The organism is Blastomonas sp. UPD001 (genome assembly GCF_003426715.1).
Taxonomy (GTDB): domain Bacteria; phylum Pseudomonadota; class Alphaproteobacteria; order Sphingomonadales; family Sphingomonadaceae; genus Blastomonas.
This window is the reverse complement of sequence record NZ_QKVT01000001.1, coordinates 678,563-704,747: the sequence shown is the minus strand read 5'-3', so window position 1 is coordinate 704,747 and position 26,185 is coordinate 678,563. Positions and strand designations below refer to the sequence as shown.

The following is a 26,185-nucleotide window of genomic DNA, read 5'->3' as shown; positions in this document are numbered from 1 at the left end:
AGGGGAGAGGCGGGATCAATACCCAAAGATCTCGGCGACGCGGCCTGCGTGGAAGTTCGCATCGCCCATGAACTCGTTGAGCGCCCGATCGCGCTTCATGTAGAAGCCGATGTCGTACTCGTCGGTCATGCCGATGCCGCCGTGCATCTGCACGCCCTCGCGCACCGCCAGATTGGCGCTGCGCCCGGCCTTGGCCTTGGCAACCGAAACGAAGATGTCGGCGCTGTCCTGGCCCTCGTCGAGCAGCTGCTGCGCCTTGAGCACGGCGGCGCGCGCGATTTCCATCTCGCTGTACAGATGCGCTGCGCGATGCTGGAGCGCCTGGAATTCGCCGATCAGACGGCCGAACTGCTTGCGCTGCTTGAGATAATCGACGGTCATGTCCATCGCGCCCGAGCCGACGCCGACCAGCTCGGCGGCAGAGCCCGCACGACCCGCCTTGAGCAGCGCCGAGAGCACCTGCCAGCCATTGTCGACATCGCCGATCACCGCATCGCCATCGACCTCGACACCGTCGAGCGTGACATGCGCGGCCATCGAGCTGTCGACCAGCCGGGTGTTGTCGATCGCCATGTTGGCGGCGTCCTTGTCGACCACGAACAGCGTGATCCCGTCGGTCTCGCCTGGCGCGCCAGCAGTGCGCGCGGCGACGATCAGCGCATCGGCGCTCGCGCCCTGGACCACGAACTGCTTCTTGCCGCTGAGCTTGAAGCCGTTGCCCGATTTTTCCGCCTTGGTCGCGATCTGCGCCGGGCGGTGCTTGGCATGCTCGTCGATCGCCAGCGCCAGCACGGTCTCGCCCGCGAGGATGCCGGGGAAGAACTTGTCCTTGAGATGCTGGCCGCCATGGTTCAGCGCCGACACGCCCGCCACTGCCGTGGTCAGGAACGGCGAAGGCGAAAGATTGCGGCCGATCTCTTCCAGCACCACGCCCGCCTCGACATGGCCGAGGCCCAGGCCGCCATCGTCTTCGCCGATCAGGATGCCGGTAAAGCCCATCTCGCCGAACTGCTTCCACAGCGCGTGGCGGAAACCGTCCTTGCAGCCCTCGTCGCGCAGCTTGCGCATATGGCTGACCGGGGCTTCGGTCTTGAGAAATTCGCGCGCGCTGTCGCGCAGCATGGCTTGGTCTTCGTTGAGGAACATGGGCATTTTAGATCTCCCTCTCCCCTTCAGGGGAGAGGGCCGGGGAGAGGGGAACGAAGCCCTGCCCGGCCCTTTGAATGATGAGAAAAACGAGAGGGTTGCCCCCTCTCCCAACCCTCTCCCCTCAAGAGGAGAGGGCCATAATGGCTCAAGCGCCCGGCAGGTCGAGGATGCGCTTGGAGATGACGTTGAGCATCACCTCGCTGGTGCCGCCCTCGATGCTGTTCGCCTTGGTGCGCAGCCAGTTGCGCGCCTTGGCACCGCCCTTCGAGGCTTCGCTTTCCCATTCGAGCGCGTCCGAGCCATTGCCCGCCATCACCAGCTCATGGCGCCGCTTGTTGAGCTCGGTCCCGGCATATTTCATCATGTTGGGCTGGGCGGGGTGGCCCTTGCCCGCCTTCATCTCGTCGCCGAAGCGCTCGGCCATCGCCTTGAACGCCAGCGCATCGACATCGAACTGCGCGAGTTCGGCGCGCAGGATGCCGTCGTCGAGCTGGCCAAGGCCATTGGTGCCGATCGAGTTCTTGAGCTGGGCGCCGAGCGAGGGTGCGCCATCGCCCAGGCCGCCGCCCGAGATCATCTCGCGCTCATGTCCGAGCAGATACTTGGCGACGTCCCAGCCGCGGTTGAGTTCGCCGACGATCTGATGCTTGGGCACCACGACATTGTCGAAGAACGTCTCGCAGAAGGGCGAATTGCCGCTGATCAGCTTGATCGGCTTGGTGGTGACGCCGGGCGTCTCCATGTCGAACAGCAGGAACGAGATGCCCTGATACTTGTTCGTCTTGTCGGTGCGGACCAGGCAGAAGATCCAGTCGCACTTGTCGGCATAGCTGGTCCAGATCTTCTGGCCGTTAACCACCCAGTGGTCGCCCTTGTCCTCGCCATAGGTCTGCAGGGACACGAGGTCCGATCCCGAACCCGGCTCCGAATAGCCCTGGCACCAGCGGATTTCGCCGCGCGCGATCTGGTTCAGATAATGCACCTTCTGCTCTTCCGTGCCGAAGTGCAGCAAAGCGGGGCCAAGCATCCAGATGCCGAAGCTCGACAGCGGCGGACGGGCGCCGATCCGGGCCATCTCCTGGCGCAGGATCTTGGTTTCGGCCGCGGACAGGCCGGCACCGCCATACGGCTTGGGCCAGTCGGGCACGGTATAGCCCTTGGCGACGCAGCGTTCGAGCCACAGCTTCTGCGCCTCGTTCTTGAACTGCCAGTTGCGTCCACCCCAGCACACGTCGTCATCGCCGCGCACCGGCTCGCGCATCTCGGCGGGGCAATTTTCCTCCAGCCATGCGCGCACTTCTGTCCTGAACTGATCGAGATCGCTCATCGTCATCCTCTCTGCGCCTGAATTCGTTTCGGGTCCCAACGGGCTCTGGCCGGGAAGCTTTTCCTGCGGCCAAAACCGTCCGTCGCGGGCCAGTCTATGGTGGACGCAAGGCGGCTGCAAGCCTGTTGAATCCTAGGCCGGATGCCGTAACGTCACCCTCACGGCAGTTGACGTTTACGGTAGCTGCCATATGGTATCGGCCCAAGGGACACGGACAGGAGAGAATCAATGCAGCGGGCCCTGCAGGCCATCGCATCGCGGGTGCATCGGCGCCGTGCGACCGGGCTGCACCCTGGGACGTGCGCGCGCGCCGCATGACTGCCCCAGCCGCCCCTCCCCTGCCCGTAAGGGCGCAGAAGGTGTCGATGGGCACCAAGCTCGCCTTCGGATTCGGTTCGGTCGCTTATGGCATCAAGGACAACGGCTTTGCCGTCTTCCTGCTGATCTATTTCAACCAGGTCATCGGCATGCCGGCAGAGCAGGTCGGGCTCGCCGTCGCGCTGGCGCTGGTCGCTGATGCATTCTTCGATCCGTTTGTCGGCCACCGCTCGGATGCCACGCGCAGCCGCTGGGGTCGCCGCCACCCCTGGCTCTACGGCGCGGCGCTGCCGATCGCATTGTCGTGGCTGCTGCTGTGGAACCCGCCCGAATGGAGCAACGGCGCGCTGTTCTTCTACCTCATCGCCGTGGCGATGGCGGTGCGCTTTTCCTTCTCGGCCTATGAGGTCCCTGCACTCGCCATGCTGCCCGAGATGACGCGCGACTATCACGAACGCACCGAGGTGCTGCGCTACCGCTTCCTGTTCGGCTGGCTCGGCGGGCTGGTCATGCTCTATGCCGCCTATGCGCTGCTGCTCGTGCCCGAGCCCGGCTATGACAATGGCGTGCTCAACCCCAATGGCTATCATCGCTATGCGCTGGTCGGCTCGGTGGTGATGATCGTGTCAGTCGTGGTCTCGGCGCTGGGCACGCACCGTCTGCTCGCGCACCCCAATACCGATGCGCCCGCTTTCCCTTCGCACGGCCTCAGGGACTTTATCGCCGCGTTGCGCTTCAAGCCGTTCCAGCTGCTGCTCGCCGCCGGGGTTTGCGCCTTTGCCAATCAGGGGCTGTTCTTCGCGCTGACCAACTATCTGATGCTGTATGTCTGGGAGTTCGAACAGAGCGTCTTCAACATCTACCCGTTCGTGCTGTTCCTGGGGGTCGCGCTCGCGTTCTTCATCGTGGGGCCCGCCTCGCGCCGCCTCGAAAAGCCGCGCACCGCGGCCATCGCGTCGCTGCTGTCGCTGATGTTCGCGACCGCGCCCTATTGGCTGCGGCTGGCAGGGTTGTTCCCAGCGACGGGCAGCGGCACGACGACCCTGGTCATCCTGTCGCTGATCGCGCTGTCGGTCACCTTCGGCATCTGCTCGATGATGATGATCAGCTCGATGATCGCTGATGTCACTGACGCCAGCGAGGCCGAGACCGGCAAGCGCACCGAGGGCATCTTCTTCGCCGGATTCTTCTTCATGCAGAAATGCATCGGCGGGCTTGGCATCCTCGCCTCCGCGCTGATCCTCGCCATAGCGGGATTCCCCGACAATGCCGAACCGGGCAAGGTCGCGCCGGACGTGATCGACCGCCTCGCCCTTACCTTTGCCATCGCCACGACGGTGATCGGCCTGGCCTGTGCCTGGCTGTTCAGCCGCTTTCCCCTGGGCCGTGCCGATCATGAGGCGCGTCTGGCCCAGATCGCCCAACCCTGATGAGTTTCACGAAAGGAAGATGAGCCATGGATTTTGACCTTACCGAGCGCCAGGCCTATTGGCGCGACCGCGTCCGCAGCCATATTGAGGCGCATGTCCGCCCGCGCGTGAAGGACTATTACGCGCAACAGGCCGAGGGCGGGCGCTGGAAGGTGCTGCAGGTCATCGAGGATGAGAAGGCCAAGGCCAAGGCCGCAGGCATTTGGAACCTGTTCATGCCACCGTCGAACCCCAATCTGCCGCATGTTGATGACAGCTTCGAATTCGACGGCCCCGGTCTCACCAATCTTGAATATGCGCTGTGCGCCGAGGAAATGGGCCGCGTCGAGATGGCGAGCGAGATCTTCAACTGCTCCGCGCCCGATACCGGCAACATGGAGGTGCTGCACCGATATGGCACCGCCGCGCACAAGGAGCAGTGGCTGAAACCGCTGATGAACGGCGAGATCCGTTCGGCCTTCCTGATGACCGAGCCGCAGGTCGCCTCGTCGGATGCGACCAATATCGAGACCTCGATCCGCCGCGAGGGCGACGAATATGTCATCAACGGCCGCAAATGGTGGTCGTCCGGAGCCGGCGATCCGCGCTGCAAGATCGCGATCGTCATGGGGAAGACCGATTTCGAGGCCAAGCGCCACGCGCAGCAGTCGATGGTGCTGATGCCGCTCGACGCGCCCGGCGTGAACATCCTGCGCCACCTGCCGGTCTTCGGCTATGATGATGCGCCGCACGGCCATATGGAGATCGAGCTCAAGGACGTGCGCATCCCGGCGAGCAACATGCTGCTCGGCGAGGGCCGCGGCTTCGAGATCGCGCAGGGCCGCCTTGGCCCGGGCCGCATCCATCACTGCATGCGCACCATCGGCGTGGCGGAAGAGGCGCTGGCCAAGATGGTCCGCCGCCTCCAGTCGCGCGTCGCTTTCGGCAAGCGGATTTCGGAGCATTCGATCTGGGAACAGCGCATCGCCGAAGCCCGCATCGATATCGAGATGACGCGTCTGCTCTGCCTCAAGGCCGCGGACATGATGGACAAGGTCGGCAACAAATACGCCAAGGCCGAAATCGCGATGATCAAGGTCGCAGCCCCCCGGATCGCGCTCAAGGTGATCGACGATGCGATCCAGGCGCATGGCGGCGCCGGCGTCAGCGAGGATTTCGGTCTCGCCAAGGCCTATGCGCACATGCGCACGCTGCGCCTCGCCGACGGTCCGGACGAGGTGCACAACCGCACCATCGCCCGGCTCGAAATGGGCAAGCACGGCGCGAACGATACCGAGGGCGGCTTCAGCTCGGGTGATCTCGGCGTCGCGCGGTGACGGAAATGTCCTCTCCCCCATGGGGGAGAGGAAACGGAGCCTTGCGGGCTGGCCCGCCAGGCGCAGTTGGAGAGGGGTTGCAACGCCGATGCTATCCCGCCGCCTCTCTCCAAGTCCGGCTAGGGCTCGGCTGTGCCGGACCAAGCCTTCCTGTCCTCTCCCCTCAAGGGGCGAGGAGTATTGGAGAGACCCATGAAAGCTGCCATCTGTTTCGAACCGGGCAAGCCGCTCGAGATCCGCGACGTCACGATCGACAAGCCCGGCCCGCGCGAGGTGCTGATCCGCACCGCCGCCACCGGCGTGTGCCGATCGGACCTGCATTTCGTCGATGGCAGCTATCCCGCCCCCCTGCCCTTTGTCCCCGGCCATGAGGCGGCGGGCGTCGTCGAGGCTGTAGGCGATGGCGTGACCACGGTGAAGCCCGGCGATGCGGTGGTCACGTGCCTCAGCGCCTATTGCGGCCATTGCGAATTCTGCGTGACCGGGCGCATGGCACTGTGCACTGGGCAGGACACCAAGCGGGGGCCGCACCAATCCCCGCGGCTCAGCATGGATGGCGCGCCGGTCAACCAGCTGCTCAACCTGTCGGCCTATGCCGAACAGATGCTGGTGCACGAACATGCCTGTGTCGCGATCAACCCCGACATGCCGCTCGACCGGGCCTGCGTGATTGGTTGCGCGGTGACGACGGGCGCGGGTGCGGTGTTCAATGCAGCGGACGTGACCCCGGGCGAGACGGTCGCGATCGTCGGCTGCGGCGGCGTGGGGCTCGCAGCGGTCAACGCGGCGAAGATCGCGGGCGCGGGCCGCATCATTGCGATCGACCCCGTGGCCGACAAGCGCGCGCTCGCCGAAAAGCTCGGCGCGACCGACTGTATCGATGCCAGCGCCGACGGCGCGGCCGAGCAGGTGATCGAGCTGACCAAGGGCGGCGTGCACCATGCGATCGAGGCGGTGGGGCGTCCGGCTTCCGCCAATATGGCGGTGAAAGTGCTGCGGCGGGGCGGAACCGCGACGATCCTGGGCATGATGCCGTTGGCCGAAAAGGTAGGCCTTAGCGCGATGGAGCTGCTGCAGGGCAAGAAGCTGCAGGGCTCGCTGATGGGCAACAACCGTTTTCCGGTTGAAATTCCACGCCTTGTCGAGTTCTACATGCGCGGAATGCTTGACCTCGACACGATCATTGCCGAACGATTGCCGCTGGGACGCATCAACGAGGCATTCGACGCGCTCAGAGTCGGTGATTCTGCGCGATCGGTGATCGTCTATAATTGAACCGGGTGGGGATTTTCTGGAATGGAACAGATCGACGCACAGGCGACGATGACCGGCACGATGGACGTGCCCGAGCAGGACAGGCTGGACGAGGCGAGCCTGACCCGCTGGTTCGAGGCGAATGTCGAGGGCTTCGAAGGCCCGCTCACCCTCTCCAAGTTCAAGGGCGGCCAGTCGAACCCGACCTACAAGGTGACCACGCCGAAAGCGGCCTATGTGCTGCGGCGCAAGCCCTTCGGCCCGCTGCTGCCCTCGGCGCATGCGGTGGACCGCGAGTATCGCGTCCAGGCTGCGCTCTACGATCAGGGCTTCCCCGTCTCGCGCCAGTTCGGCCTGTGCGAGGATGACTCGGTCATCGGATCGATGTTCTACGTCATGGCGTTCACCGATGGCGCCAGCTATTGGGACGGCACGCTGCCGGGCAAGACCCCCGAACAGCGCACCGCGATCTATAACGCGATGATCGACACGCTGGCGCATCTGCACAGCTTCGATCCCGCCGCGATCGGGCTGGAGGACTACGGCAAGCCCGGCAATTACTGCGCGCGCCAGATCTCACGCTGGACCAAGCAGTACCGGTTGTCCGAGACCGAGACGATTCCGGAGATGGATAAGCTCATCGAGTGGCTGGAAAAGACCGTGCCCGAACAGCGCGGCTTCGGCATCGCGCATGGCGATTTCCGCATCGACAACATGATCTTCGCGCACGACGAGCCGCGCGTCATCGCGCTGCTCGACTGGGAGCTTTCGACCCTGGGCGATCCGATCGCGGACCTGAGCTATTTCCTGATGAGCTGGGTCCAGCCCGCCGAGGGCCGCAATGGCCTGCTCGGCGTTGACGTCAAGGCGCTGGGCATCCCGACGCTGGAAGAGGCGCTCGCGCGCTATGTCGAAAAGGCCGGCTTGGACGAGGTGCCCGACATGGACTGGTATCTCGCCTATAACCAGTTCCGCATCGCCGCGATCCTGCAGGGGATCAAGAAGCGCGTGATCGACGGCACCGCCTCGAGCGCGCAGGCCGCGCAGATGGCGCAGCGCGTGATCCCGCTTGCCCAGGCAGCGTGGGAATATGCCAAGAAGGCCGGCGCGCAATGAGCAACGGCAGCTTCGACCTGACCGGCCGCGTGGCGATCGTCACCGGTTCGTCGCGCGGAATCGGCGCGGCGATCGCGCGCAAACTGGCCGCGCATGGCGCCAAGGTGGCGATCTCGAGCCGCAATCAGGACGCCTGCGATACCGTCGCCGCCGAGCTCAACGCGCAATATGGCGCAGGCACCGCAATCGCGGTCGCGGCGAGCATCTCGCGCAAGGACGACCTGCAGAACCTGGTCGACCGCACCCGCGCGGAACTGGGGCCGATCGACGTCCTGGTCTGCAATGCCGCCAGCAACCCCTATTACGGTCCGATGGCGGGCATCAGCGACGACCAGTTCCGCAAGATCATGGACAACAACATCCTGTCCAACCACTGGCTGATCCAGATGGCGCTGCCCGACATGCGCGCCGTCGGCAAGGGATCGGTGATCATCGTCTCGTCGATCGGCGGGATGCAGGGATCGGGCAGCATCGGCGTCTACAATATCAGCAAGGCGGCGGACTTCCAGCTGGCACGCAACCTGGCCTATGAGCTGGGGCCCGAAGCGATCCGCGTGAATTGCATCGCGCCGGGGCTGATCCAGACCGACATGGCGCGCGCGCTGTGGGAGGACGAGAAGGTCATGGGCTATGTCCGCCGGATCACCCCGCTGCGCCGCATCGGCCAGCCCGACGAAATTGCAGGCGCAGCGGTGTTTCTGGCATCGGATGCATCGACCTATATCACCGGCCAGTCGATCGTGATTGATGGCGGCACAACCATAGCAGCGGCGCTCTAGGCCCCGCGCACGAGGAGAGGACATTCCATGGATCTGCAAGGCAAGGTTGCAATCGTTACCGGCGCGGGCAGCGGCATAGGCCGTGCAAGTTCGCTGCTGTTCGCCAAGCACGGCGCGAAGGTCATCGCCACCGACATTACCGGCAAGCAGGACGACACAGCGGCGCAGAACCCCGATGCCATCACCGCCGTCCAGGCCGATGCCAGCAGCGAGGCCGATGTCCAGATGCTCGTCGCCAAGGCGATCGAGCTGCACGGGCGGCTCGACGTGTTCTTTGCCAATGCGGGCGTTTCGGGCGGGTTCGAGGGCATTTTCGACCAGACCGTCGAGGAATGGGAGCGCATCCTGAAGATCAACCTGATCGGCCCGTTCCTCGCGATCAAGCATGCGGGCAAGGTGATGGCCGATAGCGGAAACGGCGGGTCGATCATCTGCACCGCCTCGGTCGCGGGGCTTCGCTCGGGCGCGGGCGGTCCGGCCTATACCGCGAGCAAGGCGGGCGTGATCAACCTGGTGCGCATCGGCGCACAGCAGCTCACCGGCAGCAACGTGCGCTGCAACGCCATCTGCCCCGGGCTGATCGAGACCGGCATGACCGAGATCATCTATACCAAGGCGCGCGAAAAGGGCTTCGAGGACAAGATCGGCCAGCTCAATCCGATGCAGCGCGGCGGCGTGCCGAACGAGATTGCCGAGGCGGCCTTGTTCCTGGCGTCGGATCGTTCGAGCTATGTCAACGGCCACGCGCTCGTCGTCGATGGCGGGCTCACCAGTTCGCACCCCTATGCGCGGCAGCGCTTCGGCCAGACGGCCACCTGATCCTCGTCCTCCCTGGAGAAATGAAAGTTACCTGATGACTCTCTCTGTGTCCGATCCGGCCGACCTTGGCTTCAACCAGACGCTGCTCGAGCGCATTCCTGCCCATATCCAGTCGAAATATCTCGAACCCGGTCGCCTCCCCCATGCCGCCCTGCTGATCGGACGCGGGCACGAGCTGGCGCACCTCTCGCTGCAGGGCAATGCCCGCGAAGGACAACCGCTCCGGGAGGATGCGATCTTCCGCATCGCCAGCATGACCAAGCCGATCACCTCGGTCGCGTTCATGCAGCTGGTCGAGGAAGGCCGCATCGCCTTGTCCGATCCGGTGCACCGCATCATCCCCGAATGGAAGGACCTCGGCGTGTTCGTCTCGGGCGGCGGCGCACAGCCCTTCGTCACGCGGCCGACCGCGCAGCCGATGCGGATGATCGACCTGCTGCGACACACCTCGGGCCTGACCTATGGCTTCCAGGAGCGCACGCCGATCGACGCCGCCTATCGCGCGCGCAAGCTCGAGGCCTTTGCCGGGCCCGATCTCGAGGAGTTCATCAAGATCCTCGCACAGATACCGCTGCAGTTCGACCCCGGTACCGCGTGGAACTATTCGATCTCGACCGACATCCTCGGCGCGATCCTGCAGCGGATGGACGACAAGCCGCTCGACGAGGTGATCGCCGACCGCATCACGAAGCCGCTCGGCATGGTCGACACGCATTTCCAGATCCCGGAAGACAAGCTCGACCGCGTGCCCGATTGCTATGTCTTCCACCCGACCGAGAAGATGAAGCTCTACGATCCCGGCGCGACCACCGCCTGGGGCCGCAAGCCCAGCCAGCTTTCGGGCGGCGGCGGCATGGCCTCGACCCTGTCGGACTATCACCGGTTCTGCCGCATGCTTCTCAACGGTGGCAGGCTCGATGGCGCGCGCATCCTCGGCCGCAAGACGCTCGACCTGATGGTCGCGAACCACCTGCCGGGCGGCGGCGACCTCACCCAGCACAGCAAGGCGCTGTTCAGCGAGGCAGAAAATGCCGGCGCGGGCTTCGGCCTCGGCTTTGCCACCACCATCGACAATGCCGCGACCGGCGTCGCGGGATCGAATGGCGATTTCTACTGGGGCGGCATGTTCTCGACCGCCTTTTTCGTCGACCCGGCAGAGGATGTGATCATGATCTTCATGACACAGCTGATGCCGTCCAGCACCTACCCGATCCGGCGCGAGATCAAGTCGATGCTCTACGCCGCGGTCGAATAGACACAAGGAACCCGATCCATGACCGATTCGCCGATTTCCACCGCCAAACATGGCGACATTCTCGTCGTCACCTCGGACAGCCCGCCGGTCAACGCGCTGGGCGCGGCCGTGCGCATCGGCCTCGACAAGGCCTTCGATGAAGCCGCCAGCGACGACAGCATCAAGGCCGTGGTGCTGATCTGCGCCGGGCAGACCTTCTTTGCCGGGGCCGACATTACCGAATTCGGCAAGCCGCCAGTCGAGCCGATGCTGCCTGCGGTCATCGCCAAGATGGAAGCGCTCGACAAGCCGGTGGTCGCCGCGATCCACGGCACCGCGCTTGGCGGCGGCCTCGAGACCGCCCTGTGCGCGCATTATCGCGTCGCCGTTCCCTCGGCCAAGCTGGGCGTGCCCGAGGTGAAGCTCGGCCTGCTGCCCGGCGCGGGCGGCACGCAGCGCCTGCCGCGCGTCGTCGGCGTCAAGGCCGCGCTCGAAATGACTGCCAAGGGCGATCCCATCCCCGCCAAGCTGGCGAACCAGTGGGGCCTGGTCGATGAGGTGGTCGAGGAAGGCAAGCTGCTCGAAGGCGCGCTGGCCTTTGCCGAGAAGGTCAAGGGCGTGCGCCCCGTCCCCCGGATCAGCGAGCGCGAGGTCAAGGCCGATCCCGAGGCGATCGAGGCGTTCAGGAAGGAAAACGCGCGCAAGTTCCGCGGCTTCGATGCACCGGCTGCGAACATCGCCTGTGTCGAGGCGGCGACCCGCCTGCCCTTTGCCGAGGGTCTGGAGTTCGAACGTGGCGAGTTCATGAAGCTGATGTTTGGATCGCAATCGGCAGCGCAGCGCCACATCTTCTTCGCCGAGCGCAAGGCGAGCAAGATCGACGGTATCGCGAACGACATCGCGCTGCGCCCGATCACCAAGGTCGGCGTGATCGGCGCGGGCACGATGGGCGGCGGCATCACCATGAACTTCCTGTCGGCCGGCATTCCGGTGACGATCGTCGAACAGGCCGAAGAGGCGCTCAATCGCGGCGTCGGCGTGGTGCGCAAGAATTACGAGGCGAGCGCGTCGAAGGGCCGCCTCACCACCGAGCAGGTGGAAAAGGCGATGGGGCTGCTCACGCCTTCGCTCTCTCTCGATGACCTCGCCGATTGCGACCTGATCATCGAGGCGATCTTCGAGAACATGGACGTCAAGAAGGAGGTGTTCGGCAAGCTCGACGCGATTGCCAAGCCGGGCGCGATCCTGGCGAGCAACACCAGCTATCTCAATGTCGACGAGATCGCCGCCTCGACCAGCCGTCCGCAGGACGTGCTCGGCATGCACTTCTTCTCGCCCGCCAATGTCATGAAGCTGCTCGAGGTCGTGCGCGGTGCGAAGACCGCCGATGACGTGCTGGCGACGGTGATGGCGCTGTCGAAGAAGATCAAGAAGGTCGCGGTGGTCGCAGGCGTCTGCCACGGCTTTATCGGCAATCGCATGCTGATGCCGCGTCAGGTCGAAGCCAACAAGCTGCTGATGGAAGGCGCGACGCCCGAACAGATCGACCGCGTCCATGTCGAGTTCGGCATGCCGATGGGGCCGTTCCAGATGAGTGACCTCGCGGGTGTCGATATCGGCTGGCACCGCGATCCGAGCCGGATCGAGAGCATCCGCGATGCGCTGTGCGCGGAAAATCGCTGGGGCCAGAAAAAGGGCGCGGGCTTCTACGACTATGACGAGAAGCGCAACCCCACGCCCAGCGCGCGCGTCGCCGAGATCATCGAGGATTTCCGCTCGCGCTCGAACATGCCCAAGCGCGAGATCAGCGACCAGGAGATCATCGAGCGCACGCTCTACACCATGGTCAACGAGGGCGCGATGATCCTCGAAGAAGGCATGGCGCAGCGCGCATCGGACATCGATGTGGTGTGGATCTATGGCTATGGCTGGCCGGTCTACCGCGGCGGCCCGATGTTCTGGGCCGGGCTCGAAGGCACGCCCAAGATTGTCGAGGGGCTGAAGAAGCACGGCTTCACCGTGTCGCCGCTACTCGCGGAAAAGGCAGAGAAGAACGAAGGGTTCTGAGCCCGCAGTTTAGCCCTGATACAAGAAAGCCCGCCGGATCGCTCCGGCGGGCCTTTCTGTGATTGGGCTACAAAAGCAGCTTATGCCGCCCCGAGAATGGCATCCACGGCGGGCTTGTTCGCCGCGCTGACGATGCCCTTTTCGCGAAGCTCGGTGCCGACCGGCTTGGCCGCCTCGAGATAGCTCGCCTCACCGGTAGCCTGATTGAGGCCGATCAGGCTCGAAAATTCGGCATTGGCGAGGTCCGCATTGGCCGGGTCAGTCGCACGGCCTTCCTTGGCGATGGCCAGCGCCTGTTCGAAATGCGGCTTGGCGGCCGTCTTGTCCTGCTGCGTCAGGCTGAAATTGCCGAGGTTGACCAGGATAGCGACCAGCGTGTTGCGCACACCCGCGTTGGCCTTGTCGGCCTGATAGACCTTGGTCCATTGCGGCGCGGCTTCCGAATAGAGCGGCGGAATCGCGTCGATCTTGCCCAGTGCGCCCTGCGAATTGGCGGTGATGGTCAGCGCGCTCGCCAGAAAGCCGGCATTCTGGATATTGGCCGGGTCGCGCGAGGCGATCTCGCGAATGGTCGGCAAGGCGGGTTCGAGCTTTGCGATCACCTCGGCATGGTTGCCAGCGGCCTGCGCCTGCTGCGCCGCAGTGAAATCGGCGATCGCCTTGTTCTGCGCCTCGACCTGTTCGGGCGTCAGCGCCGGTGCGGCAGCCTGCCCTGCGGCGGCCTGTCCTGCGGGTGCTGCGGGCTGGCCAGCCGGCGCGGCTGCATCCTGCGCCATGGCAGGCGCTGCGAGCATGGCGGTGGAGAGAAACAGGGCGGTAACGGCGGACTTGATCATCGAATAATATCTCCTGATTGGGACTGTGCAGCGATAACCCCGGCGACCTGTCGGCCTGCTGAAGCGGGTCTGCTGCACCATCGAAAAAACGACAGCAACGTTTCAAAAACGCAGGTACAACGCCATCGTTCCGGCCTTAGCCTTTGATAGTACAGCAAAACCGCCACGCAGCGTCAAATGCGCCCCGTCGATGCTCGCGCGCGGCGACAGCCTCTGCATCTGCGCCCCACAGCTCCTCCTGCCACAGCTCTTCGAGACAGATTGCGCGCCAGATTGTCCCGGAATCAAAGGCTTGCTCCCAAAGTGCGAGCGCACCGATCAGCGACCCGCCTATCGCCGCAAGGGTCGAAAACCCGGCCAGCACGAACGGATCCATCGCCGCCACCACCGATCGCAATCGGGACAGGCTGTGCGACGATTGCGGCTGATGGATGATCCCGGCGACGCGGATCATCCTGATATCGTAGCGATTTTCCGCCCATTGCAGGATCGGCTCCCAGTCCCGGTCCTGCCGCTCGGCCAACGGATCGCCCGGGTCGGCGCGATAACACAGGGTGTCGGTCTCGCCATAAGCGACAATGTCGTCGACGAAGCGCAGCCGGTTTGGCACGACCTGGTCGATCGCGGCATTGGCAAAGCCGGTAAGCGGCATCGCCGCGATGACGATCTCCTCGCCCTGCGCGTCCCATTCGGCCGCGACAGCTTCAGCGAGCGCAGCCGTCGGCAATATCAGCGGAGCGCGCAACGGTGTCTTGACGCTGCGGCCGTCGAGCAGCAGCGCGCGGCCTGCCTCGACAGGCTCGGTGGTGACGGTCTTGTAGAAACGTTTCATCGGGTCCGGATCATTCGGAGGGCGGGGATTTCCAGCGCTTCACCAGCAGTTGCGGGATGACCAGGAATTCGACCACCCCCAGTGCCAGCAACGCATAGCCAAGCTCGCCGGGAACCCCGCCGATCCTGCCGTAGCTGATCGCAATCGCCAGCGCGATGGTCACTGCGCCGGCCAGCCGCGCTGCGCCAATGATGAAAAAACGCGACCTGGCGCGCTGGTCTTCGGGGCTCACGTTCGGTTACCCGTGATCTGGTCGAAGAGCTGGTCCATGTCGAACGCGATCGAGGCAGCGCCTGCCGATTCCAGTTCGTGCGCATCATGATAGCCCCAGTCGACGCCGATCGGGCGAACGTTCGCCGCCACGCCCATCGCCATGTCATAGCTGGTATCGCCGATCATCACGGCATGCACCGGCTCGGCCCCGGCATCGGCGAGCGCCTGGTAGATCATCGACGGATGCGGCTTGGAGGGATGACGGTCGGCGGTCTGCAGCGAAACGAAGCGCTGCCTGATGCCATGATGCTTCAGGCACAGGTCGAGCCCGCGATCGGACTTGCCGGTGGCGACTGCGAGCAGCCAGCCCGCCGCATCGAGCCGGTCGAGCAGTTCGGGCAGGCCGTCATAGAGCGGTTCATGCTGCAGCGTGCCGTTGCCGCGGAGCTCGTGAAACGCGTTCTTGTAATGATCGGCCAGGACGACGTGAAAGCCCGGGTCCGCTTCCGGCAGCATCACCCGCATCGCTTCCACCAGCGACAGACCGACGATCCGCCGCACCAGATGATGGTCGGGATGGCCCAGCCCTTCGGCAGCATAGGCCATTTCCATGGCCTTGCAGATATTGGCCTGGCTGTCGACCAGCGTCCCGTCGCAGTCGAAGATCGCCAGCTGCACGCTCATGCAAGCCCCCCGACCATCAGATCGGCAAGCGCGGGATTGCCCTGCTCGCGGACCCCGGCGGCCGCTCTGATCCGGACGTCAGGCGACTTGTTCTGGCCGAGCTTCGCCGTGCCGCGCCATTCGCTGACGATCATCGCATAGGCGGCAATGCCCTTGAGCATCCGTGTGAACAGCGCCTGGTCCATCTTGCGATGGTGCCATTCGCGCTTGGGGTGAAGCCGCTGTTCCTGCGCCGAACTCAGTCGCTCCACGATCCCCGGCAGCTCGGCATCGGGCAAGCGGTGGATCGTCCCTGCAAGCTCGATCGAAACATAGTTCCAGGTCGGCACCTGGTCGGGGAGCCCGTACCAGTCGGGACTGATATAGCCATCCGGCCCGTTGCACAGGAACAGGACCTCGCTGCCATCGGCCAGCTGTCCCACAGGGTTGTTGCGCGCGAGGTGAAAGTGCAGCCTGTCCCCGCCATCGAGCAGCACCGGCACCTGCGCGACGCGAAGGCCCTTGCGCGTCGATGCCACCATCAGCCCGAACATGCGCTCGTTCACCACCGAGCGCATGGTCGCAGTGTCGCGAATGTCAAAGGCCCGGTTGGGGTGCATTGGCCGTCATCCCTTGCCGCTGGGCGTCGGACGTGATGGACCGGGACGGGCGCGGCCCGGCGCTTTCGGCGCCGCGGCTGGCTTCGCGGCCTTTTTGGGCCGTGCCGGTGCGCTGCCCTTGGCCTTGGGGGCTGCGGTCGACCGGCTGCGCCGTTCGCCGCGCCGTTCCTTGCGCAGCGTCTTGGCATGCGCCTTGGCCTGCTGCTTCTTGACCTCGCGCGTCGCGGGCGGCGGGCTGTCATCGGCAAAGGCGGCATCGCCCAGTGACAGATCGAAGCCCAGCTGGTCCATCGAATCGGCGAAATGCTCGGGAAGGTCGGCGATCACGTCGATGGCGGGGCCATCGGGATGCGCGATCTTCAGCCGGCGCGCGTGCAGGTGCATCTTGCGGCTGATCGTGCCGGTCAGGAACGCATCGGGGCCGCCATATTTGCCGTCGCCGACAATCGGATGGCCGATCGCGGCGAGATGGACGCGCAGCTGGTGCGTGCGGCCCGTGAACGGCTGCAGCGCGACCCAGGCCGCGCGCGATCCGGCGCGTTCTATCACCTGATAGGCGGTGCGCGACGGCTGACCATTTTCGGTATCGACATGCATCTTCTCGCCGCCGGTCCCGGGCTGCTTGGCGATAGGCAGCTCGATCAGCCCCGAATAGATGTCGGGCACGCCGACGACCAGCGCCCAGTAGATCTTCTTGGCGCTGCGCCCGGCAAAGCGCTTGGAGAAATAGGCGGCGCTGCCCGGCGAGCGCGCGAGCAGCAAGGCGCCCGAGGTATCCTTGTCGAGCCGGTGGACTAGCTTGGGCCGCACCGGGCTTTCGTACATCAGCGCCTCGGTCAGGCCATCGACATGCGCATGCGTGCGTGTGCCACCCTGGGTGGCGAGGCCCGGCGGCTTGTTGATGACCAGTGCCGCGCGATCCTTGTGAATGACTAGCGATTGCGCGAACGCGACCTGATCCTCGCTGAGCGTGCGCGGCGCAGGCTTGGCGGCGGGGCGATCGGTATCGCCATCGGCGGGGGGAATGCGGATCGTCTGGCCGGAGGCGATGCGGTCCCCGGGGCCAACGCGCTTGCCGTCGAGCCGGACCTGGCCGGTGCGCGCCCAGCGCGAGACAAGGTTGAAGTTCACATCGGGCAGGTGTCGGTGGAACCAGCGATCGAGCCGGATGCCGTCATCGTCCGCGTCGACGGTGAACTGCCGCGCTTCGGCCGATTCCTTCGAGATCGAAGCGCCCACGCCTGCGGTGCGCGTGCGGCCCGGCGATGGACGGCGCGGGCCGCTCGGCTTTCGATCGGCAGGCTTGCGTGCGGGTGTCCTGATCGGCGGCTTCATGCGAACGACCTCGTGACAACGAAACCGGCGGCAACCGCCGCGAGCGACAGCAGCACCGATGCCAGCCCATAGCCCAGCGCGGTCAAAGCCGCACCGCGCTCGAGCATCTGGAAGAGTTCGAGCGAAAAGGCCGAAAAGGTCGTGAACCCGCCAAGCACGCCGACACCGAGAAACAGCCGCATCGGCTCGGCGATCTGGCCCTTGAATACCAGCGCGGCGAGCACGCCCATTGCGAGGCAGCCGAGCACATTGACCGAAAGCGTAGCGAGGGGGTAGCCGGTCTGACCGAGGCGGATGGCAAACTGCGTCGCCTGAAATCGCAGCGCCGCGCCGATTGCGCCGCCCGCCATCACCAGACCGGTGGCCTTGAAAGTCAAATGCGCGTCCATGTCACCGCCTTAGCGGGATTGGACGCGCATTGTGAAGAATTATTCGTTGTACAGCCGACCGTCAGGCCGCGTGGCCATCGCGCGCGGCGGCTTCGGCCTGTTCGAGGTCGGCAGCTTCGGGGCCATCGAGCGCGTCGGCGGCTTCGCGCGCCTTTGCCTCGACCTGCTGCTTGTCGGCGGCAAAGTCTTCCTGGGCTTCGCGATAATTCTGCGCGGCCTTGTAATTGCCTTCGCCAAATTCCTTGCCGGCGTTCGGGTTCTGGGCCTGTTCGGTCATCTGCTTGCTCCTGATCGAGTGGGTTCTCGTGTCGATACGCGAACCGCCCAGGCCGGTTCCCTCAGCCTTTGAACAGCGCCGTCAGCCAGCTTGCATCGGCCCTCGCGACATGGCGCGGCGGCAGAGCCCCCGAGCATTCGAGACACCAGGCCTGGACGCCCTCTGCCCCGCCCAGCACGTTTAGATCGCCGAGCACCTGCCCCAGCGCCGCGCGCTGCTGCCAGGCAAGCCGGGCAACCAGGCCGCTCGCCTGCTTCTCCTCTTCGGCGGGCGCGAACATGCCCGAGACGAACTGCTCGAACGGATCGGGCTCGGTCTCGAGATATTTCACGCTATAGCTGTCCTTGCCCAGCTTGGCGCGCTTCGCCGCCTCGGCAATCGCATCGTCAATCGATCCGAACCGGTCGACCAGCTTGATCTGGCGCGCGGTGCCGCCATCCCAGACGCGGCCCTGCGCGATGTTGTCGACCTCATCGACGCTCATCCCGCGCGCCTTGCCGACCAGCGCCAGGAAGCGGCGATAGTCATGCTCGATCGTGCCCTGGATGAAGGTATCGACGGTGCTGTTGAATCCGCCCAGCAGGTCGGGCTGGCCCGATAGCGGCGTGGTCGCGACGCCATCGGCCCTGACGCCATATTCGGCGAGCGCGCGCTCGAAGCTGGGCAGTACCGCGAAGATGCCGATCGATCCGGTGATCGTCGAAGGCTCGGCGAAGATCTGATCGCCTGCAGTCGCGACCCAATAGCCGCCGCTGGCAGCGACATTGCCCATCGAGATGATGACCGGGATCTTGCGCGCGCGATATTCCTCGATCGCGCGGCGGATCTGTTCGGACGCGAACGCCGACCCGCCGGGCGAATCGACGCGAACCACCAGCGCCTTGACATTGTCGCGCTGAAGCCCGTCGTGGAGCAGCTTCTCGATGCGATCACCGCCTGCGGTTCCGGGGCCGGCCTCGCCATCGACGATGGTGCCCGCGATGGTCACGACCTGTACCTCGTCGCCGCCGGTCTTGGCGGGATTGGCCGCAACCCAGTCCTTCAGATTAGTGTGCTTGAACGCGCCGGGGCCTTCGTCCTCGTCGGCGCCCGCGAGCTTGGCCACGCGCTTGCCGAAGGCCGTGCGGTCGCCGACCTTGTCGACGATCTTGCGATCGGTGGCGATCTTGACCAGGTCGCCATTCGCCGCGGTCACCGCGCCTGCGGGGTCGGCGATCAGTCCGGCAATATCGGCCTGCGGCCGCGCCTTCCTGACGGTTGCCTGCCAGTTGTCCCAGATCGGGCGATAGACCGCGAGCAGTGCCTGCTCGGCCTCGGGCGACTGGTCGGAACGCAGATAGGGTTCAACCGCGCTCTTGAACGTACCGACGCGATAGACATGCGCGGTCACCTTGAAGCGATCGAGCGCGTCCTTGTAGTAGAGTCGCGAGCCGCCGGGGCCAGTGAACGCCGCGCCGCCCATCGGGTCGACCCAGATCTCGCTACCGTGCGCGGCCAGCATATAGGCTGCATCGCTGTAGAAGGTGGCAAAGCTCAGCACTGGCTTGCCCTTGGCCTTGGCGCGGCCGATCGCCTCGCCCACCTGTTCTAGCGAGACCTGACCGCCGCCCATGAAGCTGGCGAGATCGAGCACAATGACCTTGATCCGGTCGTCGGTCGCCGCGGTGTCGATCGCGCGGATCAGGTCGCGTTCGCGATACTGTTTGAGCGGCGCCCGGCCGCCGAGGACCGTGGCAAAGGGATCGATATTCTCGGGCTCCTCGACGATCACGCCGTCCAGCTTGACGAGCAGAGCGCCGTCGGTCACCGCCGCCGGATTGGGCCGCCACGACAAGGCCGCCAGGATCAGACCGAAGAACATCAGCATCGCGAGCAGGACCAGACCGTCCTTGATCGCCACCAGCACCTTCCAGGCGCCTTTCACAAAACCCATTATCTGCTCCGCATCGGGCGGACATGCCCCAGGCACCCTATCTAGGCGAGCCCGGGATCATTTGCCACTGCCTCGCGCGACAGACGGGTGATGCGGTTCGACCGCCGACTTGGGGTCAGTGCGCGAAGCCCGATGTGCGCGGCGGCATGGCGGGCGCGAGGCGGCGATCGAACAGCCGGTCGAGCGCGAACAGCCCGCCGCCGCGCGCGATGAGGATGATCGCGAGGCCGAACCACATCACATGTGGGTTCCAGAAGGCTTCGGGATAGACGAACAGCTGGATCACCGCGGTCATGACGAACAGCCCAGCTGCGCCAAAGCGCGTCGCCAGGCCCAGCATCACCAGGATCGGCAGCGCATGCTCGGCATAGGTCGCGACCGTGCCGGTGATCTCGGGCGCGGGCATATGATATTCGTCGCGGAACAGATCATAGGTGATCGGGTTGATGGTGAGGAAGCTCCCCTCCTCCACCTTGGTCCGTGCCGACCGCCAGAACTGCGCCGCGAGTGCGAGCCGCACGACCAGCAGCGCAAGGCCGTTGAACACAGGGCTGTCGAGCAGCGCAAGGCCGCGTTGGATCAGGATTTTCATCATCAGCTATCCGGCAAGTTTGGACTGGAGCGAGATCGAGACGCCCCCGGAGGTGCCTGGCACCCTGCCCGACTACCCCTGGGATCGCACCAGCGCGCCTGCGCCGATGAGCGCGAAGATCGCCGGCAGCGCCTCTGCCTCTCCTGCGCGTTCGATGACCTGGGCGAGAAGGTTACGCATCGGGGCCGGAAAATGCGTCTGCCTCAGCAGATCGGCGGAAATTGCGGCCAGTGGGTGCAGCAGCACCTCGTGTGCCGGGCGAGTGATCAGCAGAAAGCGCATGTGGGGCGCGGCGCATTCGGCAAGCTCGGGCATTAGTGGTCGCAGTGGCGTCTGCGTCCTGATCAGCCGTGCCGCCGGGTGCAGCGCGAGGCCGAGATCAAGCAGGCCGTCTTCGTCGAGCACGGCGAGATCGGCCAGCTGCAGCGGCTCGGCCTCGGCGGCGTGATAGCTTTGCAGCCAGGCCCATTCGACCCGCGCGAGGTCGACCGCAGCCCCATCATGGACCCGGTCGGCGAGAAAGTCCGCAAGCCCCTCGCCCAGCTGCATCAGCTTGCGCGGGCGGACCTCTGCTCGTTCGATGAAATCGCGCGACAGGGCGTTGAACGCGGCTTCACCCAGATGTTCCCGGGTGCGCGGATAGGTTTCCTCGAGCGCGACCAGCCGGGCATGGCTGATCGTGTTGGCATGCGCTTTGAGGCCGAGGAGGGCTCGTTCCGGCGCATCGGCGAACAGGCCTTCGGGAAAGACCGACGGCCCCTTTTGCAGAACCGCGATGAAGCGCGCCTGGTCATCCAGCAGATCGCCCATCGCATCAGGCCGCGACGGCAGCGGTGGCGCGGGCCATGATCGATCCCGCGCGCTCGGCCTCGGCGATCAGCACCGCGTAATCGGGGAGGTTGGTATCCCATTCGATCAGAACCGGCCTTGCGCCCGCGCGGCGGACGAAGCGATCGAACAGCGCCCAAGTGCGATCGGTGACGTGGCTGCCATGATCGTCGATCAGCAACGGCCGGTTGTCATGCCATTCGGTCGCGTGCCCTGCGAGATGGATTTCGCCGACCAGCGCGGCATCGATGGCATCGATATAGGCCTCGGGGTCGAGCTGCAAATTGGTGCAGCTGACCTCGACATTGTTGATGTCGAACAGCAGGCCGCATCCCGTGCGGCGGCACAGGGCATCGAGGAAATCCACCTCGTCCATCTCGTCCTGCGCGAAGGCGAGATAGCGCGAGGGATTTTCGATCAGGATGGTGCGGCCCAGCCGGTCATGCACCCGCGCGACCTGCTCGACGACATGCTCCAGGGTAGCACGGGTATAGGCGATCGGCAGCAGGTCGGGATAACGATCATCGGCATTGCCCGACCAGCTCAGGTGATCGGACACGCTGGCAGGCTCGTAGCGCGCACACAGCTGTGCGAGCTGCTCCAGTTCGTCCTCGTCCAGGCCTTGCGCCGTGCCGATCGACAGGCCGACGCTGTGAAAGCTCAGCGGATAACGCTCCGCCACCGCGGAAAGCCAGCGATGCGGCGGGCCCCCATCGACGAAATAGTTCTGCGGATGCACCTCGAGCCAGCCGGGCAACCGGGCATCGGGTCCGGTTTCGAGAACGTCGCGATAATGGGCGGGTTTCAGCCCTATGCCAACAAGCGGGGGAAGCATCGGCCTGACAACTACCTCAGGAAGCCCGTCGGCGCTGGCAAACCGGAAGGCACCAGCGCCGGACAGGCCATGGCATCAGCCGCGCGGGGTCGGCTTCTTGGCACCCTTGAGCGCGGTGAGCGAACCGCCCAACTTGGCGCATTCGCCCTTGGCGACGTACTTCCAGGCGTTGCCCTGATAGTCGACGGTCGAGGTGCCGGCGCACGAGGTGCCGGGGCCGGCGGCGCAGTCGTTCTTGCCTTTGAGCGAGACGCCGTAGCACTTTTCCTTTTCGCCGGCGGCGGCGGCGGGGGTTGCGGCGACGGTCGCGGCCGCGAGGACGGCTGCGGCCGCAGCGCCGAGGGTGATGATCGAATTGGACATGGCACGTTCCTTCACGAGAATGACGGGTTGGCAAGTTGGACAGCGCGGCTTTCCAGCCTGCCTGTCAGAGCGCTCTTTCGTGCGAGCCTGGCCCGAGGTTACCGCGATTTGCGTCCGCCTGCAAAAAATTCCTGCGTGAATCGCTTGACCCCGCGTGCTCCAGCGCTATCTAGCGGCTCGTTAGCACTCACCCCAATCGAGTGCTAATCGCGAGAGCGGGCGCAACATCCTGTGCCGGCCGCGAAGGGGGTTCACTCATTCAGTGACGCAAGGAAAGGCTTAACGCATGACATTTCGTCCGTTGCACGACCGGGTTTTGGTGCGCCGCATCGAAGCCGAGGAAAAGACCGCTGGCGGGATCATCATCCCCGACGCAGCGAAGGAAAAGCCGTCGGAAGGCGAAGTGATCGCCGTCGGCGAAGGCACCCGTGACGAAGCCGGCAACCGCATCGCGCTCGACGTCAAGGTCGGCGACAAGATCCTGTTCGGCAAGTGGTCGGGCACCGAAGTGAAGATCAACGGCGAAGACCGGATCATCATGAAGGAAAGCGACATTCTGGGCATTCTCGGCTGATCCAGCCCGACTGACCCACCGACCTCATTCGACAAGAAGGAACATTTCTCATGGCAGCTAAAGACGTAAAGTTTGGCCGCGACGCACGCGAACGCATCCTGCGCGGCGTGGATATCCTGGCCGATGCCGTCAAGGTGACCCTGGGCCCCAAGGGCCGCAACGTCGTCATCGACAAGAGCTTCGGCGCCCCCCGCATCACCAAGGACGGCGTCAGCGTCGCCAAGGAAATCGAACTGAAGGACAAGTTCGAGAACATGGGCGCGCAGATGGTCAAGGAAGTCGCTTCCAAGACCAACGACATTGCCGGTGACGGCACCACCACCGCCACCGTTCTGGCGCAGGCGATCGTGCGCGAAGGCATGAAGTCGGTGGCCGCCGGCATGAACCCGATGGACCTGAAGCGCGGCATCGACCTCGCCGTCACCAAGGTCGTCGAGAACCTGAAGAGCCGCTCGAAGGACGTGGCCGGTTCGAACGAGATTGCCCAGGTCGGCATCATCTCGGCCAATGGCGACCGTGAAGTCGGCGAGAAGATCGCCGAGGCCATGGAGCGCGTCGGCAAGGAGGGCGTGATCACCGTCGAGGAAGCCAAGGGTCTCGAGTTCGAGCTCGATGTCGTCGAAGGCATGCAGTTCGACCGCGGTTACCTGTCGCCCTATTTCATCACCAACCCCGACAAGATGACCGTGGAACTGGATAACCCCTATATCCTGATCCACGAGAAGAAGCTGTCGAACCTGCAGGCGATGCTCCCGATCCTCGAAGCCGTCGTCCAGACCGGTCGTCCGCTGCTGATCATCGCCGAGGACATCGAAGGCGAAGCGCTGGCCACCCTGGTGGTCAACAAGCTGCGCGGTGGCCTCAAGGTCGCGGCCGTCAAGGCTCCGGGCTTCGGTGACCGTCGCAAGGCGATGCTCGAAGACATCGCGATCCTGTCGAAGGGCGAGATGATCAGCGAAGACCTCGGCATCAAGCTCGAGAACGTCACGCTCGGCATGCTCGGCCAGGCCAAGCGCGTCTCGATCGACAAGGACAACACCACCATCGTCGATGGCGCCGGTGAAGCCGATGCGATCAAGGCTCGCGTCGAAGCGATCCGCACCCAGATCGACAACACCACCAGCGATTACGACCGCGAGAAGCTCCAGGAGCGTCTGGCCAAGCTCGCTGGCGGCGTTGCCGTGATCAAGGTCGGCGGTGCTTCGGAAGTCGAAGTGAAGGAAAAGAAGGACCGCGTCGACGATGCGCTGCACGCCACCCGTGCGGCTGTCGAAGAAGGCATCGTCCCCGGCGGTGGTACGGCGCTGCTGTACGCCACCTCGGCGCTCGAAGGCCTGACCGGCGAGAACGACGACCAGACCCGCGGTATCGACATCATCCGCAAGGCGCTGTTCGCCCCCGTCCGTCAGATCGCGCAGAATGCCGGTCACGACGGTGCGGTGGTCTCAGGCAAGCTGCTCGACGGCAACGATCCGACGCTAGGCTTCAACGCCGCGACCGACACCTATGAAAACCTCGTCGCCGCCGGCGTCATCGACCCGACCAAGGTCGTGCGCGCTGCGCTGCAGGATGCTGCCTCGGTCGCTGGTCTGCTGATCACCACCGAAGCCGCGATCTGCGACGCTCCGGAAGACAAGGCGGCTGCTGGCGGCATGGGCGGAATGCCCGGCGGCATGGGCGGCATGGGCGGAATGGATTTCTGATCCAGACCGTTCGGCACAGCCGACAAGAGAGATGGGGCCGGAGGGGAAACCTTCCGGCCCTTTTTCGTGGGGTCAGGCGGTGGCGAGGAGCGCGGCTTCCATCTCGGCCGCGCGGGCATCGTAGAAGCGCTCGCGCATCATGGCGACGATCGGCTCGGGGCTGGTCGCGGGCGTGCCCCCGGCAAAGGGCGGTGCGGGATCATATTCAAGGCTGAGCTGAATTGACCGCGCGACATCCTCACCGTGCAGATGCGCGATGACCGACAGCGCGAAATCGATCCCCGATGTTACGCCACCGGCGGTGATGACATTGCCGTCGAATACCGTGCGCGCGGGCTCATGCGTCGCCCCCACCAGTGGCAGTTGCGCGGTATAGCCCCAATGCGTGGTGGCACGCTTGGCCTGGAGCAGTCCGGCACGCCCGAGGATGAACGCGCCGGTGCATACGCTGGTCACCCATTGCGCAGATGCCCCCTGGCGGCGGACGAAATCGATCAGCGGCGTGGCGGCAAGGGCCGCGGGCACCCCCAGTCCGCCCGGCACGCACAACAGGTCCGCTTGCGGGCAATGCTCGAAGGTTACGGTCGGCACGATCGCGAACCCGGCATCGGTCATCACCGGATCGAGTGTCGCGGCAGCCACGTGCAGCTTCGCTCCCGGCATCCGGCAGAGGAACTGCGCCGGTCCGGTGAAATCGAGCTGGGTGATCCGGTCGAAAATCGCGAAAACCACATGAAATTGAGGCGCATCGGTCATCGGGCGTTCCTTTCGTACGAGGAGGATTGCCCAGGCGCGCGACAGTGACAAGCGCCCGCTCCCCGATGGTGATCCATCTGATGCGCCAGTTGCGGGTGGGCCGAGCATAGGGTGCCGGCGAACTTTCGCCAAGTCCGATACAAAGCGCTGGCAGATACCCGTATATTATGGCACAATAAGTGACATAATATACAGGAGGGGCTCATGCGCCGCGTTGTCCTCGGGCTGATCGTCATCATCGCGATTATCGCGGGCCTAGCCTGGTTTTCGCGCGATCGGTTCGGCGAGATCGTGTTCAACCGCGCGGTCGAGGCGAATTACGGCAAGGATGCAACCGCCGGTCTGCCCGACGGGCTGCACGTCATCCTGTGCGGCACCGGCTCTCCCCTGCCCGACCCCGACCGTTCAGGGCCCTGCACGCTGGTACTGGCGGGCAAGCGACTGTTTCTGGTCGACTCAGGCTCCGGCGCGGGGCGGCGGATCGGTGAGATCGGGGTGCCGCTGGGCAGGATCGATGCGACGCTGCTCACCCATTTCCATTCGGACCATATCGACGGACTGGGCGAGGTGCTGATGCTGCGCTGGGCGGCGAGCGGCCGCAAGCAGCCGATGCCGGTCTACGGTCCG

Annotated in this window: 27 protein-coding genes and 1 riboswitch; of the genes, 11 read left to right on the top strand and 16 right to left on the bottom strand. The window is 65.0% G+C overall.

The features are described 5' to 3' along the window. Positions 1-15: 15 nt before the first annotated feature. Both DM995_RS03365 and DM995_RS03360 read right to left on the bottom strand, forming a co-directional pair. Positions 16-1,152, bottom strand: a complete 1,137-nt coding sequence (locus DM995_RS03365; protein ID WP_116968493.1) for an acyl-CoA dehydrogenase family protein — start codon at positions 1,150-1,152, stop codon at positions 16-18. 142 nt (positions 1,153-1,294) lie between these two features. Then, on the bottom strand, positions 1,295-2,476 hold the full coding sequence (locus DM995_RS03360) for an acyl-CoA dehydrogenase family protein (protein WP_031317555.1): 1,182 nt from the start codon (positions 2,474-2,476) through the stop codon (positions 1,295-1,297). A 314-nt stretch (positions 2,477-2,790) separates the two neighbouring features. Between DM995_RS03360 and DM995_RS03355 the strand changes: the two genes are divergently transcribed. From DM995_RS03355 to DM995_RS03320, 8 genes are all read left to right on the top strand, one after another. Next, a complete protein-coding gene (locus DM995_RS03355) occupies positions 2,791-4,224 on the top strand; it encodes an MFS transporter (protein WP_232824011.1) in 1,434 nt (477 codons plus the stop codon). Between the two features lie 26 nt (positions 4,225-4,250). Next, positions 4,251-5,540 carry an acyl-CoA dehydrogenase family protein gene (locus DM995_RS03350; protein ID WP_023836301.1) on the top strand — a complete coding sequence of 430 codons (1,290 nt, stop codon included), beginning with the start codon at positions 4,251-4,253 and terminating at the stop codon, positions 5,538-5,540. Positions 5,541-5,732: 192 nt separating this feature from the next. Further along, entirely contained in the window at positions 5,733-6,815 is a 1,083-nt protein-coding gene (locus tag DM995_RS03345) for a Zn-dependent alcohol dehydrogenase (RefSeq protein WP_116968491.1), read from the top strand. Positions 6,816-6,836: 21 nt separating this feature from the next. Next, on the top strand, positions 6,837-7,910 hold the full coding sequence (locus DM995_RS03340; protein WP_023836303.1) for a phosphotransferase family protein: 1,074 nt from the start codon (positions 6,837-6,839) through the stop codon (positions 7,908-7,910). Continuing rightward, positions 7,907-8,689 carry an SDR family NAD(P)-dependent oxidoreductase gene (locus DM995_RS03335; protein ID WP_023836304.1) on the top strand — a complete coding sequence of 261 codons (783 nt, stop codon included), beginning with the start codon at positions 7,907-7,909 and terminating at the stop codon, positions 8,687-8,689. The genes DM995_RS03340 and DM995_RS03335 overlap by 4 nt, the downstream gene beginning before the upstream one ends. 27 nt (positions 8,690-8,716) lie before the next feature. After that, a complete protein-coding gene (locus tag DM995_RS03330; RefSeq protein WP_116968490.1) occupies positions 8,717-9,508 on the top strand; it encodes an SDR family NAD(P)-dependent oxidoreductase in 792 nt (263 codons plus the stop codon). Between the two features lie 34 nt (positions 9,509-9,542). Beyond that, positions 9,543-10,763, top strand: coding sequence for a serine hydrolase domain-containing protein (locus DM995_RS03325; RefSeq protein ID WP_116968489.1), 1,221 nt, complete (start codon positions 9,543-9,545; stop codon positions 10,761-10,763). A gap of 18 nt (positions 10,764-10,781) precedes the next feature. Beyond that, positions 10,782-12,809, top strand: a complete 2,028-nt coding sequence (locus tag DM995_RS03320; protein ID WP_116968488.1) for a 3-hydroxyacyl-CoA dehydrogenase NAD-binding domain-containing protein — start codon at positions 10,782-10,784, stop codon at positions 12,807-12,809. An 80-nt stretch (positions 12,810-12,889) separates the two neighbouring features. Here DM995_RS03320 and DM995_RS03315 read toward each other — a convergent pair whose 3' ends face one another. From DM995_RS03315 to DM995_RS03255, 13 genes are all read right to left on the bottom strand, one after another. Continuing rightward, positions 12,890-13,645 carry a hypothetical protein gene (locus DM995_RS03315; protein ID WP_116968487.1) on the bottom strand — a complete coding sequence of 252 codons (756 nt, stop codon included), beginning with the start codon at positions 13,643-13,645 and terminating at the stop codon, positions 12,890-12,892. Positions 13,646-13,781: 136 nt separating this feature from the next. Continuing rightward, on the bottom strand, positions 13,782-14,477 hold the full coding sequence (locus tag DM995_RS03310; protein WP_116968486.1) for an ATP12 family chaperone protein: 696 nt from the start codon (positions 14,475-14,477) through the stop codon (positions 13,782-13,784). A gap of 10 nt (positions 14,478-14,487) precedes the next feature. After that, complete coding sequence (locus DM995_RS03305; RefSeq protein WP_116968485.1) at positions 14,488-14,709, bottom strand: hypothetical protein; 222 nt, start codon at positions 14,707-14,709, stop codon at positions 14,488-14,490. Further along, on the bottom strand, positions 14,706-15,374 hold the full coding sequence (locus DM995_RS03300) for an HAD-IA family hydrolase (RefSeq protein WP_116968484.1): 669 nt from the start codon (positions 15,372-15,374) through the stop codon (positions 14,706-14,708). The genes DM995_RS03305 and DM995_RS03300 overlap by 4 nt, the downstream gene beginning before the upstream one ends. Next, positions 15,371-15,973, bottom strand: coding sequence for an FMN-binding negative transcriptional regulator (locus DM995_RS03295; RefSeq protein ID WP_116968483.1), 603 nt, complete (start codon positions 15,971-15,973; stop codon positions 15,371-15,373). The genes DM995_RS03300 and DM995_RS03295 overlap by 4 nt, the downstream gene beginning before the upstream one ends. Positions 15,974-15,979: 6 nt before the next feature. After that, positions 15,980-17,308: an RluA family pseudouridine synthase gene (locus DM995_RS03290; RefSeq protein ID WP_116968482.1), complete on the bottom strand. Its 1,329-nt coding sequence runs from the start codon at positions 17,306-17,308 to the stop codon at positions 15,980-15,982. Further along, positions 17,305-17,697, bottom strand: coding sequence for a fluoride efflux transporter CrcB (crcB, locus tag DM995_RS03285; protein ID WP_116968481.1), 393 nt, complete (start codon positions 17,695-17,697; stop codon positions 17,305-17,307). Before crcB ends, DM995_RS03290 begins: the two co-directional genes overlap by 4 nt. A gap of 61 nt (positions 17,698-17,758) precedes the next feature. Then, positions 17,759-17,974 carry a hypothetical protein gene (locus DM995_RS03280; RefSeq protein ID WP_116968480.1) on the bottom strand — a complete coding sequence of 72 codons (216 nt, stop codon included), beginning with the start codon at positions 17,972-17,974 and terminating at the stop codon, positions 17,759-17,761. A 61-nt stretch (positions 17,975-18,035) separates the two neighbouring features. Next, entirely contained in the window at positions 18,036-19,907 is a 1,872-nt protein-coding gene (gene sppA, locus DM995_RS03275; protein WP_116968479.1) for a signal peptide peptidase SppA, read from the bottom strand. Between the two features lie 115 nt (positions 19,908-20,022). After that, positions 20,023-20,499, bottom strand: a complete 477-nt coding sequence (locus DM995_RS03270) for a DoxX family protein (RefSeq protein WP_116970308.1) — start codon at positions 20,497-20,499, stop codon at positions 20,023-20,025. A gap of 72 nt (positions 20,500-20,571) precedes the next feature. Then, positions 20,572-21,309 carry an HvfC/BufC family peptide modification chaperone gene (locus DM995_RS03265; RefSeq protein WP_116968478.1) on the bottom strand — a complete coding sequence of 246 codons (738 nt, stop codon included), beginning with the start codon at positions 21,307-21,309 and terminating at the stop codon, positions 20,572-20,574. A gap of 4 nt (positions 21,310-21,313) precedes the next feature. Next, complete coding sequence (gene bufB, locus DM995_RS03260) at positions 21,314-22,162, bottom strand: MNIO family bufferin maturase (protein ID WP_116968477.1); 849 nt, start codon at positions 22,160-22,162, stop codon at positions 21,314-21,316. A gap of 75 nt (positions 22,163-22,237) precedes the next feature. Further along, the gene (locus DM995_RS03255; protein WP_023836320.1) at positions 22,238-22,525 is read right to left on the bottom strand and encodes a BufA1 family periplasmic bufferin-type metallophore; all 288 of its coding nucleotides are present in this window, start codon (positions 22,523-22,525) and stop codon (positions 22,238-22,240) included. Positions 22,526-22,811: 286 nt separating this feature from the next. On the opposite strand from DM995_RS03255, the gene groES reads away from it, so the two are divergent. After that, positions 22,812-23,099 (top strand): co-chaperone GroES, encoded by a 288-nt coding sequence (gene groES, locus DM995_RS03250; RefSeq protein WP_031317559.1) that lies wholly within the window; start codon positions 22,812-22,814, stop codon positions 23,097-23,099. 50 nt (positions 23,100-23,149) lie between these two features. Continuing rightward, positions 23,150-24,802 (top strand): chaperonin GroEL, encoded by a 1,653-nt coding sequence (groL, locus tag DM995_RS03245; protein WP_023836321.1) that lies wholly within the window; start codon positions 23,150-23,152, stop codon positions 24,800-24,802. Positions 24,803-24,874: 72 nt separating this feature from the next. Here the strand turns inward: groL and DM995_RS03240 are convergent, their stop codons facing one another. Then, positions 24,875-25,558: a DJ-1/PfpI family protein gene (locus DM995_RS03240; RefSeq protein ID WP_116968476.1), complete on the bottom strand. Its 684-nt coding sequence runs from the start codon at positions 25,556-25,558 to the stop codon at positions 24,875-24,877. 21 nt (positions 25,559-25,579) lie between these two features. After that, positions 25,580-25,661: riboswitch (ZMP/ZTP riboswitch) on the bottom strand. A gap of 101 nt (positions 25,662-25,762) precedes the next feature. Here DM995_RS03240 and DM995_RS03235 point away from each other — a divergent pair. Next, positions 25,763-26,185, top strand: a 423-nt coding sequence (locus tag DM995_RS03235; RefSeq protein ID WP_116968475.1) for an MBL fold metallo-hydrolase, incomplete at its 3' end; no start/stop codon positions are given.

Coding starts and splice junctions, on each gene's coding strand:
- groES (WP_031317559.1), top strand. CDS start 22,812: ATGACATTTCGTCCGTTGCACGACCGGGTTTTGGTGCGCCGCATCGAA.
- DM995_RS03365 (WP_116968493.1), bottom strand. CDS start 1,152: ATGCCCATGTTCCTCAACGAAGACCAAGCCATGCTGCGCGACAGCGCG.
- DM995_RS03300 (WP_116968484.1), bottom strand. CDS start 15,374: ATGAGCGTGCAGCTGGCGATCTTCGACTGCGACGGGACGCTGGTCGAC.
- DM995_RS03360 (WP_031317555.1), bottom strand. CDS start 2,476: ATGAGCGATCTCGATCAGTTCAGGACAGAAGTGCGCGCATGGCTGGAG.
- DM995_RS03325 (WP_116968489.1), top strand. CDS start 9,543: ATGACTCTCTCTGTGTCCGATCCGGCCGACCTTGGCTTCAACCAGACG.
- bufB (WP_116968477.1), bottom strand. CDS start 22,162: ATGCTTCCCCCGCTTGTTGGCATAGGGCTGAAACCCGCCCATTATCGC.
- DM995_RS03335 (WP_023836304.1), top strand. CDS start 7,907: ATGAGCAACGGCAGCTTCGACCTGACCGGCCGCGTGGCGATCGTCACC.
- DM995_RS03340 (WP_023836303.1), top strand. CDS start 6,837: ATGGAACAGATCGACGCACAGGCGACGATGACCGGCACGATGGACGTG.
- DM995_RS03280 (WP_116968480.1), bottom strand. CDS start 17,974: ATGACCGAACAGGCCCAGAACCCGAACGCCGGCAAGGAATTTGGCGAA.
- crcB (WP_116968481.1), bottom strand. CDS start 17,697: ATGGACGCGCATTTGACTTTCAAGGCCACCGGTCTGGTGATGGCGGGC.
- groL (WP_023836321.1), top strand. CDS start 23,150: ATGGCAGCTAAAGACGTAAAGTTTGGCCGCGACGCACGCGAACGCATC.
- DM995_RS03310 (WP_116968486.1), bottom strand. CDS start 14,477: ATGAAACGTTTCTACAAGACCGTCACCACCGAGCCTGTCGAGGCAGGC.
- DM995_RS03355 (WP_232824011.1), top strand. CDS start 2,791: ATGACTGCCCCAGCCGCCCCTCCCCTGCCCGTAAGGGCGCAGAAGGTG.
- DM995_RS03295 (WP_116968483.1), bottom strand. CDS start 15,973: ATGCACCCCAACCGGGCCTTTGACATTCGCGACACTGCGACCATGCGC.
- DM995_RS03345 (WP_116968491.1), top strand. CDS start 5,733: ATGAAAGCTGCCATCTGTTTCGAACCGGGCAAGCCGCTCGAGATCCGC.
- DM995_RS03350 (WP_023836301.1), top strand. CDS start 4,251: ATGGATTTTGACCTTACCGAGCGCCAGGCCTATTGGCGCGACCGCGTC.
- DM995_RS03330 (WP_116968490.1), top strand. CDS start 8,717: ATGGATCTGCAAGGCAAGGTTGCAATCGTTACCGGCGCGGGCAGCGGC.
- DM995_RS03315 (WP_116968487.1), bottom strand. CDS start 13,645: ATGATCAAGTCCGCCGTTACCGCCCTGTTTCTCTCCACCGCCATGCTC.
- DM995_RS03320 (WP_116968488.1), top strand. CDS start 10,782: ATGACCGATTCGCCGATTTCCACCGCCAAACATGGCGACATTCTCGTC.
- sppA (WP_116968479.1), bottom strand. CDS start 19,907: ATGGGTTTTGTGAAAGGCGCCTGGAAGGTGCTGGTGGCGATCAAGGAC.
- DM995_RS03290 (WP_116968482.1), bottom strand. CDS start 17,308: ATGAAGCCGCCGATCAGGACACCCGCACGCAAGCCTGCCGATCGAAAG.
- DM995_RS03270 (WP_116970308.1), bottom strand. CDS start 20,499: ATGAAAATCCTGATCCAACGCGGCCTTGCGCTGCTCGACAGCCCTGTG.
- DM995_RS03240 (WP_116968476.1), bottom strand. CDS start 25,558: ATGACCGATGCGCCTCAATTTCATGTGGTTTTCGCGATTTTCGACCGG.
- DM995_RS03255 (WP_023836320.1), bottom strand. CDS start 22,525: ATGTCCAATTCGATCATCACCCTCGGCGCTGCGGCCGCAGCCGTCCTC.
- DM995_RS03265 (WP_116968478.1), bottom strand. CDS start 21,309: ATGGGCGATCTGCTGGATGACCAGGCGCGCTTCATCGCGGTTCTGCAA.